This is a genomic window from Micromonospora lutea, assembly GCF_016863535.1.
Classification (GTDB): domain Bacteria; phylum Actinomycetota; class Actinomycetes; order Mycobacteriales; family Micromonosporaceae; genus Micromonospora; species Micromonospora lutea.
This window is the reverse complement of record NZ_BOPB01000025.1, coordinates 75,418-88,379: the sequence shown is the minus strand read 5'-3', so window position 1 is coordinate 88,379 and position 12,962 is coordinate 75,418. Positions and strand designations below refer to the sequence as shown.

Below are 12,962 nucleotides of genomic sequence, written 5' to 3'. Positions count from 1 at the left end.
GTCGCGGACGGGCCGCCTGAAAGGGTGCCCGCGAGCGGCGCCGTGCCCTGTGAGGTGGGGGCGAGCCTCACCAACCGACGCGGGTCGTCCGGCCACCCGGCGGGCCACCGGTGTCCGGACGGAACCGTCCGCCGCCCGGTCGCCACGGAGACTCGGCCAGGCTTGGTGACCACTGCCGCAACAGGGTCTCCGCCCCGTCGTACGCGACGCAGAGCACCGCCAGCACCCGGGCACCGATCTCGGCGGCAGCGATCGCACCCGACCCGGACGGTCCGCCGTCCGGCGTCCGGCGGCCCGAGGTGGCGGCGACGACGGCAACCGCTTCGGTCGAGCCGATCACCTCGGCCAGTGTCCGGGCGACGGCGAGCCGGCTGCCCTCCACCCAGTCGGCGAGTGCGTCGGCGTAGCCGGCGGTGGCTTCCAGCCGCCCGACCAGGCTCTCCGGACCCTCGTCCAGATGGCGCGACAGTGCCGCTCGCGACTGGCCGTACGCCATCGCGGCTGATCCGGACCAGAGCACCGGGTCGGTCAACGCGGCGCAGGCGTGGTCGTAGCCGTGCACGTGCCGGCGCACGGCGTGCCCGGCGGTGGCCAGCGGCCCCGGCCGCAGGTCGAGGAAGCTGCCCAGCGCGTCACCGGGCAGCACCTGCATCCGGCGCAGCAGGGGCCAGACCCGGTGCCCCTCCGGAGCACCCGCCGCGAGCAGCGTGTCGACCCGCCCCAGCAGGTCGAGGCCGGGCTCGGCCAAACGGTCGAGGAAATCCATCACGCCTCGCCGGCGAGCCGACGTGAGACGCCGGAGTCGGTGTCGGAGTAGCGGTTGGCCACCTCGCGCAGCGCGGCGGCCAGGGACGCCACCTGGACGGCAGCGATGTGCGCCTCTCGGGCCCGATCGCCGGTGGCGGCCACCCACTGCCGATGCAGCGCCCGACCCACCTCGCCCGGCCGGCCCGGTGCGTCGGCGCCGAACGCCACCTGCGCCGGATCGGTGGCGGTGACCGATCGGGAGAGCGCGGTCAGCGTGGCGCTCGCCTCGTCGAGGCGGCCGGCCAGGGCGCGAAGGCTGTCCATCTCAGGCCCCCGTCAGCGGTCGGTACGCGGTGAAGGTCTCGTTGTGCAGCTTCTCCCTCGCCCACTCCGCGGCGTCGGCGGCCGCAGCCACCGCGGCCCGCACCGAGTTGGCCACGTCGCGCGGTGCCCGGGTGTGCAGCGGACCGAGGAACCGCACATCGGTGATCCGGCCGCCAGCGGTGACCACCACCTCGACCAGACCGTCCGGTGAACGGACAGTGACCTCGACTGTCGCCACGGCCTGGTCGAACTCGGCCTGGAGCGACTCGATACGGCGGTAGCGCCGGACCGCCTCCTCGATCCATGCCTCGTCGATCTCACCCCGCGGCATCGCCGGACTCCTCCCGGATTCCTCACTGTGCGTGCCGCCATCGTCACCGCGGCACACCGGACCGTACCGCACGCGAATCGCGCCTGTCGATGTCTGTGGGCAACGGTCCGGCTACGGACGGCCGGCGGCAGTCAGCCCTTCCAGAGAGCGAGCATCATCGCCTCGACGGCGATCCGGGGCTTGACGTTGGCCTCGATCGCGGCGCGACAGGTCAGCACCGCCTCCAGACGCCGCAGCGCCCCCTCCGCCTGCCAGCTCCGGGCACCCGCCTCGGCCAGCTCGGCGGTGTCGGCGTGCACCGGCGACACCGGCGCACCCAGCGCCATGGTCAACGCGTCCCGGTAGAACGCGGCGAGATCGACCAGGGCTCGGTCCAGCGCGTCCCGCTGGGCCCGGGTCGCCCGCGACTTCTGACGTCGTTCCAGGTCCTTGAGCTGCCCGGCGGACCCTCGGGCCGCGCTGGCTGCCCCACGACCAGTGCCGCCGGCACCGAGCGCCGTCTCCAGCGCCGCACGCTCGGCAGCGTCGATCTCCACGACTGACGCCTCGGCCTCCGCCTCGGCGGCCTCGATCAGCGCGGACGCCGCATCGAAGGCGGCACCCACTCCGGTGAGCCGGCGCGGCACCGCGAGCACCGCCTCCCGGCGGGCACGAGCCTGCGGATCACGGGCCAACCGCCGGGCCCGCCCCACATGCCCCTGGGTAGCGGCGGCCGTCCAGCGGGCCACATCGGGGGCGATCCCGTCGCGGCGAACGAGCACGTCCGCCACCGCCTCGGCCGCCGGCTGCCGCAGCGGTACCACCCGGCACCGCGACCGGATGGTCACCGAGATGTCGTCCGGGTGGGTGGACGGCGCGCAGAGCAGGAAGACCGTCCGCGGCGGGGGTTCCTCCACCGCCTTGAGCAGCGCGTTGCCGGCCGCCTCGGTCAGCCGGTCCGCGTCTTCGACTATCACGACCTGCCAGCGCCCGCCGGACGGCGTGCTGGCCGCGCGGAGCACCAGCGCCCGCATCTCGTTCACCCCGATGGAGAGACCCTCGGGCACCACCAGCCGGACGTCGGCATGGGTGCCGGCGAGGGTGGTGTGGCAGCCGGGACACTCGCCGCAACCGGTGCCATGTACGCACTGGAGCGCGGCGGCGAAGGCCCGCGCCGCGACCGACCGGCCCGAGCCGGGCGGGCCGGTGAAGATCCATGCGTGGGTCATGCCCCCACCCGGGTCGGCACCGGTGGCCACCTCGGGCTCGCCGGTGGCGCGCAGCACGGCGGCCGCAGCGGCGGCGGCCCGCCGCAACGTCTCCACCGCCTCGTCCTGCCCGACCAGGTCGGCAAAGGCGTCCGGCATCAGGTCCGCTCCGTCGTCACCAGCTCCGATGGGGATAACTCGGGCTGCACCGAGGTGTCCGGACCATGCGCCGGGCCCGGGTGTTCGACCCCGTCTGGGTTGCCGAGCAGTTCCTCGATCCGGCGGGCGACCCGCTCGGCGATCTCCTCAACCGGGCGGGCGGCGTCCAGCACCAGGTAGCGCTTCGGGTCGGCGGCAGCGAGATCGAGGAAGGCGTAGCGGACCCGGTCGTGGAAGGCGATCGACTCGGCCTCCAAGCGGTCGGCGCTCGCCGCCCGCGCGGCCACCCGGGACAGCCCGGTACGCGGATCGACGTCGAGCAACACCACCAGATCGGGCTTGAGCCCGCCAGTGGCCCAGGAGGAGAGCCAGGACACCTCGTCGACCGGCAGCGTCCGGCCGGCCCCCTGGTAGGCCAGGGACGAGTCGACGTACCGGTCGCTGATCACCACCGCCCCCCGGGTCAGGGCGGGCCTGACCACGGTGGCCACATGATGTGCCCGGTCGGCGGCATAGAGCAGCGCCTCGGCGCGTGGGGAGGGTGCCTCCTCCGGAGCGGTGTCGAGCACCAGCGATCTGATCCGGGCGCCGACGCCGGTGGCACCCGGCTCCCGGGTGACCACCACGTCGCGGCCCTGACCGCGGAGCAGCTCGGCCAGCTCGCCGAGCTGGGTCGACTTGCCGGCGCCCTCGCCGCCCTCGAAGACCACGAAGAGCCCGGCCGAGACGAACGGCTCGGCCGGCATCAGCGGACGACCCCGGATCGAGCCCCACAGGTCGGCCAGGACCGGCACGCCCTTCTTGTCGTCCATCTGCCCGAAGGCGCTGATCCCGGCGAAGATTCCGGCTGCGCCGGCGGCGAGCAGCAGCAGGCGGGTGGAGGAGACGGAGATGCCGAGGTCGGCGATGTTCAGGGTGCGCGAGCCACCGACACCGGCCAGCAGGCTACCGAGCGCGATCGCCAGGATCAGCACCATCCGGGTGCCGATCTGCACCACGGCGAAGACCCGGCCGCGCACCTCGTCGGCGACCTCGCCGCCGAGCAGGGTGGTGCCGGAGAGGAAGGCCATCCCGGCACCGGCCCCGACGAAGACCGCACCGACCAGTGCCATGGACAGGTGGATGGCGAAGGCGAGGGTCATCACCGAGGCGCTGGCCAGCACGATGCTCATGCCGAACCAGCGACGCCGGGACATCTCCCGGACGATCATCGGCCCGAGCCCGATGCCGATCGCCAGACCGATGAAGATCGCGCCGAACAGCAGGTAGAACGCGGCGTCACCGGCGCCGAGCGAGTCGGCGAAGAACCGGGCGGTGCCGATGACGATGCCGCCGCCGGCGAAGGCGCCGAGGATGCCCAGGACCAGCCCACGCACCAGCGGGGTCTGCGCGATGTACTTCCAGCCCTCGGTGAACTGGCGCACCATGCTCTGCTCGGTGCGTTCCCGTTCGTCGGTCTGCCCCTGGCTGATCTCCTTGATGCCGAAGGCCACCACCACGGCGGTGGCGAGCCGGGAGAACGCGTTGAACCAGAGCGCGAGCTGGGCCGGCTGAGCCCAGTCCGGCATCTCGCCGCCGGTGGCACCCCGGATGATGCCGTCGCCCGACGCGAGCAGGATCGCGGCGAAGACCGGGGTCAGGCCGTACGTGGTGATCAGGGTGAGCTGGTTGGCCGTCTCCAGGCGGGCCCGGGGGATGAGGTTCGGTACGGCGGCTTCCTTGGCCGGGATCCAGAGCAGGGTGACCGTCTCGATCAGGAAGGTGGCGATCGCCGCCCAACTGACCACCCGCGCGCCGCTCGCGCCGGTCAGCGCGTAGAGCGGGATGGAGGCGAAGAGCACGAATCGCAGCAGGTCGCAGATGACCATCGTCCAGCGTCGGTCGAACCGGTCAGCGAGCACTCCGGCGACCGGACCGAGCAGCAGGGCGGGGAGCAGCCGAATGGCGATCACGCCACCGAAGGCCGCGCCCTTGGCGGTGCTGCCCTCCACCTGGGCGGCGGCGAAGACACTGGTGGCGAGCAGACCGAGCCAGTCACCGAAGGAGGCCGCGCCGAGCACGATCCAGAGTCGGCGGAACGGCCGGATACGCAGTACCGAACGGATCGCGCCGTACCCGGTCAGATCGGGTTGACCGCCGGGTCCACCCGGCGGGCTCTGCGCCCCGGCCTTGCCGGGCTGCTTCCTCGCGCCCCCGGACTGGTCGGTCGCCCGGCGTCCGGCTGTGCCGGCGGACTGGTCTGCGGACGGCGACACGCCGGACGACTCGCCGTTGAACTGGCTTTCGATGGCCGTACCTCCACGTGCCGGCCCATCGCTGGGCTCCCCCGGTGGAACACTCTAGACCCGGTAGGGACGTCTTTCCGTCCTGCACCGCCTGTGCGCCGAGCCTAGGCCGCTGTGGCCAGCCCGACCCAGGCAACACGGACGCGAGGGTATTTCGCATTCACCGTTTCACAGTTAGCGTGCACACGTGGCCACCGACAGCGAGAATCTGCGCCACCGACTGGACCGGGCGACCGCGCATCTCGACCCGCCGTACGCGGTGGTCGACCTCGGTGCCTTCGACGCCAATGCCGCCGCGCTCGCCGACCGAGCTGGCGGCAAGCCGTTGCGGCTCGCCAGCAAATCGGTACGCAGCCGCGAGTTGATCGCCCGCGCGCTGGCCCGACCGGGCTGGCACGGGGTGATGGCATTCACCCTGCCCGAGGCCATCTGGCTGGTCCGCAGCGGGATCACCGCCGACGTGCTGCTGGCGTACCCCACCGTCGACCGGGGCGCGCTGGCCGAGCTGGGTGCCGATCCGGGGCTCGCCGCCGCGATCACCCTGATGGTCGACGATCCGGATCAACTGGACTTCTGCGACGGGGTGTCGCCTTCCGGACGCCGATCCGAGCTGCGGGTCTGCCTCGATCTGGATGCCTCGTGGCGGCTGCTGGGCGGGCGGTTGCACATCGGCGTGCGTCGTTCACCCGTGCACAGCGCCCGGGCAGCCGGCCGGCTGGCCGCCACCGTCGCCCGCCGGCCGGGCTTCCGGCTGGTCGGGCTGATGTCGTACGAGGCGCAGATCGCCGGCCTGGGCGACGCACCGCCCGGGCGGGCGGCGCTCGGCAGCGCGATCCGGCTGGCCCAGCGCGGGTCGTACCGCGAGTTGCTGGTCCGCCGAAGTGCGGCGGTGGCCGCGGTACGCGAACACGCCGACCTGGAATTCGTCAACGGCGGCGGCACCGGCAGCGTGGCCGCGACCCGCGCCGATCCCGCGGTGACCGAGATCACCGCGGGATCGGGCCTGTACGGGCCGACGCTGTTCGACGCGTACCGCGCCTGGCGTCCCACCCCGGCGGCCTTCTTCGCCTGCGGGGTGGTCCGACGGCCGACGCCCGACCTGGCCACCGTGCTGGGTGGTGGCTGGATCGCCTCCGGCGCGGCCGACCGTAGCCGGCTGCCCCGGCCATGGCTTCCCGCCGGGCTCAGCCTGCTCGACGCCGAGGGTGCCGGCGAGGTGCAGACCCCGCTGACCGGCACATCCGCCGCCCACCTGCGCATCGGTGACCGAGTCTGGTTCCGGCACGCGAAGTCGGGCGAGCTGTGTGAACGGGTGAACGAGCTGCATCTGGTGGACGGCGACGCGGTGGTTGCCACCGTGCCGACCTACCGGGGCGAGGGTCGAGCCTTCCTCTGACCGCCTGGCTGGTTGACTGCCCGGCCGGCCCGAGTGGGCCTGCGTCAGGCGGGCTGGGCCGCCGGCTGTGCGGGTTCGGCGTCGGCGACGATCTGATCGTCGGCCGGCTTCGCGGGCTGCACCACCGGCCGGCGGCCGGCGGCGTCCCGGGCGTTGACCTGCCGATGCAGGTACTCCCGGATGAGCGCCTTCGCCTCGATCAGCACCCGATCGTCACCGTCCGGCTTCCGCCGGAACGCCAGCTTGATCAGGGCGTCGGCCGCTTCCACCGCGATCTCCAGATGGAAGCGCAGGTCCGGTACATCGGCCAGCCCGAACCGCTCGGTGAGCACCCGGGCCAGTTGGTCAGCGATCACCCCGTTGTTGTCCCGCTGCTCATCGAGCAGATGCAGGTCGACCACGTCGCCGAAGTGCAGGGTACGGAACCCGGGAACGGTGCGGTGCATCGTGATGTATTCATCGATCCCCGCGTCGACCCCGTCCCACCAGTGGGTCAGGTCGTCCGAGGCGAAGCGTTCATCGAGCCGCTGGAGATACGCCTCCATCGTGCGCAGCGTCAACGCCTGCACGATCGCCCGCTTGTCCGGAAAGAACTGGTAGACCGACCCGATCGCCACCTCGGCCCGCTCGGCGAGCAAAGTGGTGGTCAGCCCCTCGTACCCCACCTCGTCGACGAGTTCGGCGCAGGCGTCCAGCATCCGCTGGACACGCGCGACACTACGACCCTGCACTGGTACTCGACGCAGTGGCCCGGTCGTGGCGGCTGAAGTGGACACTCGCCACCCCCTCTCGACGGATGAACATATCTGCACGTCACGAGTCCGTGACTACCGGTACAACGAGCGGACCTCGATTGCGGTGTTTACCAGGGACAACGTTCCTGATATGAATTCGGTTCATATTCACTTCAAGGGAGCGGGCCCATGGTCGAGAGCACCGCCACCGAGACCGCCTGGTCCAACTGGGCGGGCAACCAACGCGGCATGGCCACCGCCGTGCTCCGGCCGTCCTCGGTCGACGAGGCCGTCGAACAGGTCAGACGAGCCGCCGAAACCAATGAGCGGATCCGCCCGGTCGGCAGTGGCCACTCCTTCACCCCCGTCGCGGTCAGCGACGGACAGCGGATGGAACTGACCCGACTCGCCATCGACGTACGCGTGGACGTCGATCGACGCCTCGTCACCGTACCGGCCGCGATGACGCTACGGGGGGTGAACGCGCTACTCGCCGACCACCGGTTGGCCCTGCCCAACCTCGGCGACATCGACGCACAGACCGTGGCCGGGGCCATTTCCACCGGCACCCACGGCACGGGTGCGGCCTATGGCGGCCTGGCCACCTTCGTCGAGGCGCTGACCCTGATCACCGGTGCCGGAGAGGTGCTGCGCTGCTCCGCCGAGGAGCATCCGGAGGTGTTCGACGCCGCCCGCGTCTCGCTCGGCTCGCTCGGCGTACTGGTCGAGGTGACCCTGCGCTGTGTGGATGCCTTCGTCCTGTTGGCACACGAGCGTCCGGCGGCACTGGACGCCGTGCTGGCGCAACTGCCCGACCTGGTCGACGCCCACGACCACCTGGAGTTCTTCTGGTTCCCGTACACCGAACGGGTGCAGCTCAAGACGAACGACCGGGTGCCCGTCGACGACCGTCCGCTGTCCCGCTGGCGCAGTTGGCTGGACGACGACTTCCTGGCCAACACCGTCTTCGCCGGAGCCTGCCGGCTCGGCCGTGCCGTGCCCGGCCTGGCACCGGCAATCAGCGCGATCTCCGCGCGGGCGCTCAGCGAGCGCCGCTACACCGGTCGCTCCGACACCGTCTTCTGCAGCCCGCGCCGGGTCCGCTTCGTGGAGATGGAGTACGCGCTGCCGCGCGCGGCCCTGCCCGAGGCCCTGGAGGCGGTGCGCCACATCGTCGACGGGTTGCCGTTCAAGGTGCTCTTCCCGGTCGAGGTGCGGTTCGCCGCCGCTGACCAGATCTGGCTGTCCCACTCCTACGGCCGTGACTCGGCGTACATCGCCCTGCACCAGTACGTCGGCATGCCGTACGAGCCGTACTTCCGGGCCTTCGAGGAGGTGGCGACCGAGCTGGGTGGCCGACCGCACTGGGGCAAGCTGCACTGGCGCGACGCCGCCTCCCTCGCCCCCGCCTACCCCCGCTGGCACGACTTCCAGTCGATCCGCGCCCGCCTAGACCCCCACCGCACCTTCACCACCCCCCACCTGACCACCCTCCTCACCTGACACACGAGATCTTGGTGCGAACCCGCCCCCCGAGGGGCGCGCGCGGACCAAGATTTGCGCGGTCAGGGGTGCCAGCCGGCCGCTGTCAGGGCGGTGCGAAGTTGGGTGATGACTTGGGTGGGTGCGTGGCGGATGGTCCACGCCGGGAAGCGGAGCACCCGGTCGCTGCGCTGCCACAGGTCGTTCTGCCGGCGCATGTCCGCCCAGGCCGTGGCCGGGTCCAGGTGCTGGCCGCCGTCGATCTCCACCAGCACCTGCCACTCCTCGAACAGCGCGTCCAGGTAACGCCGCCGACCGGCCGCATCCCGCCGAACCGCCTGCCGAGTCGGCTCGGGCAGCCCGGCTCGCCGGACCAGGGCGAGGAATTCGAGCTCCGGCAGGGAGTGAGCACCACCTGCCGCGTCGGCGGCGGTCGACCGGATCAGACTGCGCCGCCGGGCGCGGGGCAGGCGATCGAGTACGCGTTGCACATCGTCGCCGCCGACGAGGCGCTGCTGAAAGCCGGCCGCGATGATGGCACACGCCTCATGGTCAGCGGTCGCCCATTGCGCCGCGTCCACGATCGACCGGGCCGGCATCGTGCGGCGCGGCTGCCCGACGTCGAGGATGTCCTCGTCGGCCAGGATGGTGGTGCGGTGCACCCGGACGCCGGACGGCATCGAACGCGGCCGGTGTCCGGCCGGCAGGAGTAGGTGCACGAGTCCGTCGGCGTGTCCGCGCAGGCCCCACGCCTGGGCGGCGCTCAGCCCGCCGAGCACCGCCGCCGGGCCGGCGGACAGGACGGCGATCCAGGGCAGTTGCGCAGGTGTCAGCGGGCCGTTGTGCGTCACGTAGACGGCCCGGTGCACCTGCTGCCATCGACCAGACGTGACCCGGTGCCGAATCGCCTTCGGCGACAGATGCAGCCGGGCCTGATCGAGGCTGAGCACCTGCTCCTGGTGAAACAGCAACCAGGTCAGCTCGTCCGCGTCGTCCCCGGGCAGGACCGGCATCCACCGCCGGGAGTCGCGCTCCCGGTCACGTCGCCGTCCCGCCTCCGGATAACGCTCCCGGGCGTCTCCCCGGCCCGCCCCTGGAGCGAGTCCACGTCCGCGTCGCTGCACCGGCCCGCTGGGCCGACACTGCCCTACCCTGCGCCCCGTGGATCCATCCGCACCGGATCCACATTCCACCCGTCCCGCGTCCTGACTCCCCACACCGCCACCCTGCCGGGAGCGCGTCTCCCGGCGCTGCCCCTGTGGACAACCGCGAAGATCTTGGTCGCCGAGCGCCCCTCCAGGGGCGGTTTCGGACCAAGATCCGGTGAGGTCAGTCTGTGGTGCGGGTTGCCTTGGTGGGCTTTGTTGCCTTGGTGGGCTTGGTGGCGGTGGTCTTGGTGGTGGACTTGGTGGTGGACTTGGTGGTTTTTTTGGCTGGGGCCTTCTTGGCGGCGGCCTTCTTCTTCGGCGCTGGGCCCTTCGCCCGCTTCTCGGCGAGCATCTCGGAGGCCTCCTCAAGGCTCAACGCCTCGGGAGTCTGCCCGCGCCGCAGGGAGGCGTTGGTCTCCCCGTCGGTGACGTACGGGCCGAACCGACCGTCCTTGATGACCAGGGGCTTCTCGGTCAACGGGTCGACACCCATCTCCCGCAGTGGCGGAGCGGCGGCCCGACGCTGGCGGGTCTTCGGTGCGGCCAGCAACGCCAGCGCCTCGTCCAGCGTGACGGTGAACATCTTGTCTTCCGAGTCCAGCGAACGGAACTCGTCACCACGCTTGACGTACGGGCCGTAGCGGCCGTTGTTGGCGAACACCTCCGCGCCGTCCGGGCCGACCCCGATCAGCCGGGGCAGGCTGAGCAGCTTGAGCGCCTGATCGAGGGTGAGCGAATCCGGCGACTGCGAGCGCAGCAGCGACGACTTGCGCTCCCCACTGGCCACGTACGGGCCGAACCGGCCGGACTTGAGCAGGATCGGCTCGCCGGTCGACGGGTCGTCACCCAGCTTGCGTTCACCCCCGCCGCCGAGGAACAGCTCGTGCACCTTCTCCGGGGTCAGCTCGTCCGGCGCCAGCCCCTCCGGGATCGGCGCCCGGTCGCCCGGGCTGGTGCCCTCCTCGCCCTCCGCGGCGGGTGCCTGCTCCTCGCCGGGGACCCGGCGCTGCAGGTACGGCCCGTACCGGCCGACCCGCACCACCACCTCGCGTCCCTCGTCGTCGGTGTGCAGCGGGATGGAGTTGACGCTGCGCGCGTCGATGTCGCTGAGGTTCTCGGTGACCAGCTTCTTCAGCCCGCCGGAACGGGCGATGTCCTGGTCACCGGCACCGTTGGTGGTGCCGAAGTAGAACGCGGTGAGGAAGTCGACGGCAGCGTGGTCGCCACCGGCGATCTCGTCCAGCTCGTTCTCCATGCTGGCGGTGAAGTCGTAGTCGATCAGGCGCGGGTAGTGCCGCTCCATCAGCCCGATCACCGCGAAGGCCAGGAACGACGGGATCATCGCCTGACCGCGCTTGAAGACGTACCCCCGGTCCTGGATCGTCTGCATGATCGACGCGTAGGTCGACGGACGGCCGATGCCCAGCTCTTCCAGAGCCTTGACCAGCGACGCCTCCGTGTAACGGGCCGGCGGCTGGGTGTGGTGTCCCTGCGCGGCCAGTTCCTCGGCGGTCAGCGGCTGGTCCTTGACCAGGTTCGGCAGTCGACGCTCGGCATCCTCGGCCTCGGCGTTCTCGTCGTCGCTGGACTCGACGTACGCCCGCAGGAAGCCCGGGTCGGTGATGGTCTTGCCGGTGGCGCCGAAGTCGGCCTCCTCACCGCCGGAGGTGGTCGCCCGGATCCGCACCGAGATGCTGGAGCCGACCGCGTCGGTCATCTGCGAGGCGATGGTGCGCCGCCAGATCAGCTCGTAGAGCTTGAACTCCTCGGCCGACAACTCCTTGGCCACGTCGCCAGGGGTGCGGAAGTTGTCCCCAGCCGGACGAATCGCCTCGTGCGCCTCCTGAGCGTTCTTCACCTTGCCGGTGTAGCGGCGCGGCTCCGGCGGCACGCTGCGCTCGCCGTACAGCTCGACGATCTGCCGGCGGGCCGCCGCGATGGCGGTTTCCGACAGGTTCACCGAGTCGGTCCGCATGTAGGTGATGTAGCCGTTCTCGTAGAGCCGCTGCGCGGTACGCATCGTCTGCTGCGACGAGAACCGCAGCTTCCGGGCCGCCTCCTGCTGGAGGGTGGAGGTGATGAAGGGGGCGTACGGCCGGCGACGGTAGGGCTTCTCCTCGACCCGGGTGACGGTGAACGGCCGGCCCTCCAGCCGGGCCGCGAGCCCTCGGGCCCCGCCCTCGTCGAGGTGGACCACCCCGGCACCGGGCTTGACCCGGCCGGTGGTCGGCTCGAAGTCCTTGCCGGTGGCGATCCGGTCGCCGTTCAGCGCCACCAGAGTGGCGTTGAAGTTGCGCGGTCCCTCGCCCGGGTTGGTCACGGCGAGGGTGGCCAGGATGTCCCAGTACTCGGCGGTACGGAAGGCCATCCGCTGTCGTTCCCGCTCGACCACGATCCGGGTGGCCACGGACTGCACCCGGCCCGCCGAGAGCTTCGGCATGACCTTCTTCCACAGCACCGGGGAGACCTCGTAGCCGTACAGCCGGTCGAGGATCCGCCGAGCCTCCTGGGCATCCACCAGGTCCCGGTCGATCTCCCGGGGATTGGCCACCGCCGCCTGGATCGCCGGCTTGGTGATCTCGTGGAAGACCATCCGCCGGACCGGCACCTTGGGCTTGAGCGTCTCCACCAGGTGCCAGGCGATCGCCTCGCCCTCGCGGTCCTCATCCGTGGCCAGGAAGATCTCGTCGACCTCCTTGGCCAGCTTGGTCAGCTTGCTGATCTGCTGCTTGCGGTCCGCGGAGACCACGTAGAGGGCGTTGAAGCCGTTGTCGACGTCCACGCCGAGCCGCGCCCACGACTCGCCCTTGTAGCGGGCGGGCACGTCGGCAGCGTTACGGGGCAGGTCACGGACGTGCCCGAAGCTGGCCTCCACGACGTACCCCGGGCCCAGGTAGCCCGAGATCGTCTTGGCCTTCGCCGGAGACTCGACGATGACCAGACGGGTGGTTCCAGCGTTACTCGGCACGTCTGTTTCGACCTCATTCCCACTCAATGGCCGCGCCTGGCCGGCTTGGGCGCACTCGACCCACCGGTTCCCGGCGGTCCGGATGTCCAACGTAACGCGCCGTCCGTGTTTCAAGTTTCGCGGGCGGCAATCCGCCCCGGACGATCTGTGGTCACGCCAGACGGCGTCACCGTACACCCTGGGTAGGGTGACAAGCGGGCC

The 12,962-nt window shown here is 71.4% G+C and carries 10 protein-coding genes; 2 read left to right on the top strand and 8 right to left on the bottom strand.

Translation table 11 applies throughout. The features are described from left to right. Positions 1–67: 67 nt before the first annotated feature. From Vlu01_RS20295 to tmk, 5 genes are all read right to left on the bottom strand, one after another. Positions 68–766: a hypothetical protein gene (locus Vlu01_RS20295; RefSeq protein WP_239096007.1), complete on the bottom strand. Its 699-nt coding sequence runs from the start codon at positions 764–766 to the stop codon at positions 68–70. After that, positions 766–1,071 (bottom strand): hypothetical protein, encoded by a 306-nt coding sequence (locus Vlu01_RS20290; protein WP_204001919.1) that lies wholly within the window; start codon positions 1,069–1,071, stop codon positions 766–768. The genes Vlu01_RS20295 and Vlu01_RS20290 overlap by 1 nt, the downstream gene beginning before the upstream one ends. Before the next feature lies 1 nt (position 1,072). Beyond that, positions 1,073–1,402, bottom strand: coding sequence for a YbaB/EbfC family nucleoid-associated protein (locus tag Vlu01_RS20285; RefSeq protein ID WP_204001917.1), 330 nt, complete (start codon positions 1,400–1,402; stop codon positions 1,073–1,075). Positions 1,403–1,533: 131 nt separating this feature from the next. Next, positions 1,534–2,748, bottom strand: a complete 1,215-nt coding sequence (locus tag Vlu01_RS20280) for a DNA polymerase III subunit delta' (protein ID WP_204001914.1) — start codon at positions 2,746–2,748, stop codon at positions 1,534–1,536. Further along, entirely contained in the window at positions 2,748–4,835 is a 2,088-nt protein-coding gene (tmk, locus tag Vlu01_RS20275) for a dTMP kinase (RefSeq protein WP_204002215.1), read from the bottom strand. The genes Vlu01_RS20280 and tmk overlap by 1 nt, the downstream gene beginning before the upstream one ends. A gap of 385 nt (positions 4,836–5,220) precedes the next feature. Here tmk and Vlu01_RS20270 point away from each other — a divergent pair, with 385 nt between their 5' ends. Further along, entirely contained in the window at positions 5,221–6,429 is a 1,209-nt protein-coding gene (locus tag Vlu01_RS20270) for an amino acid deaminase/aldolase (protein WP_204001911.1), read from the top strand. A 44-nt stretch (positions 6,430–6,473) separates the two neighbouring features. Here Vlu01_RS20270 and Vlu01_RS20265 read toward each other — a convergent pair whose 3' ends face one another. After that, on the bottom strand, positions 6,474–7,127 hold the full coding sequence (locus tag Vlu01_RS20265; protein ID WP_204002214.1) for a TetR/AcrR family transcriptional regulator: 654 nt from the start codon (positions 7,125–7,127) through the stop codon (positions 6,474–6,476). Between the two features lie 225 nt (positions 7,128–7,352). On the opposite strand from Vlu01_RS20265, the gene Vlu01_RS20260 reads away from it, so the two are divergent. After that, positions 7,353–8,666 (top strand): D-arabinono-1,4-lactone oxidase, encoded by a 1,314-nt coding sequence (locus Vlu01_RS20260; protein ID WP_204001908.1) that lies wholly within the window; start codon positions 7,353–7,355, stop codon positions 8,664–8,666. Positions 8,667–8,728: 62 nt separating this feature from the next. Here the strand turns inward: Vlu01_RS20260 and Vlu01_RS20255 are convergent, their stop codons facing one another. Beyond that, positions 8,729–9,658 carry a PDDEXK family nuclease gene (locus tag Vlu01_RS20255; protein WP_239096006.1) on the bottom strand — a complete coding sequence of 310 codons (930 nt, stop codon included), beginning with the start codon at positions 9,656–9,658 and terminating at the stop codon, positions 8,729–8,731. A gap of 316 nt (positions 9,659–9,974) precedes the next feature. Further along, entirely contained in the window at positions 9,975–12,761 is a 2,787-nt protein-coding gene (topA, locus tag Vlu01_RS20250) for a type I DNA topoisomerase (RefSeq protein WP_204001906.1), read from the bottom strand. Positions 12,762–12,962 lie beyond the last annotated feature (201 nt).

What these genes read in the sequence shown, in the direction of transcription:
- Vlu01_RS20295 (WP_239096007.1), bottom strand. Translation starts at nt 766, where the DNA reads ATGGATTTCCTCGACCGTTTGGCCGAGCCCGGCCTCGACCTGCTGGGG.
- Vlu01_RS20290 (WP_204001919.1), bottom strand. Translation starts at nt 1,071, where the DNA reads ATGGACAGCCTTCGCGCCCTGGCCGGCCGCCTCGACGAGGCGAGCGCC.
- Vlu01_RS20285 (WP_204001917.1), bottom strand. Translation starts at nt 1,402, where the DNA reads ATGCCGCGGGGTGAGATCGACGAGGCATGGATCGAGGAGGCGGTCCGG.
- Vlu01_RS20280 (WP_204001914.1), bottom strand. Translation starts at nt 2,748, where the DNA reads ATGCCGGACGCCTTTGCCGACCTGGTCGGGCAGGACGAGGCGGTGGAG.
- Vlu01_RS20265 (WP_204002214.1), bottom strand. Translation starts at nt 7,127, where the DNA reads ATGCTGGACGCCTGCGCCGAACTCGTCGACGAGGTGGGGTACGAGGGG.
- Vlu01_RS20260 (WP_204001908.1), top strand. Translation starts at nt 7,353, where the DNA reads ATGGTCGAGAGCACCGCCACCGAGACCGCCTGGTCCAACTGGGCGGGC.
- Vlu01_RS20255 (WP_239096006.1), bottom strand. Translation starts at nt 9,658, where the DNA reads ATGCCGGTCCTGCCCGGGGACGACGCGGACGAGCTGACCTGGTTGCTG.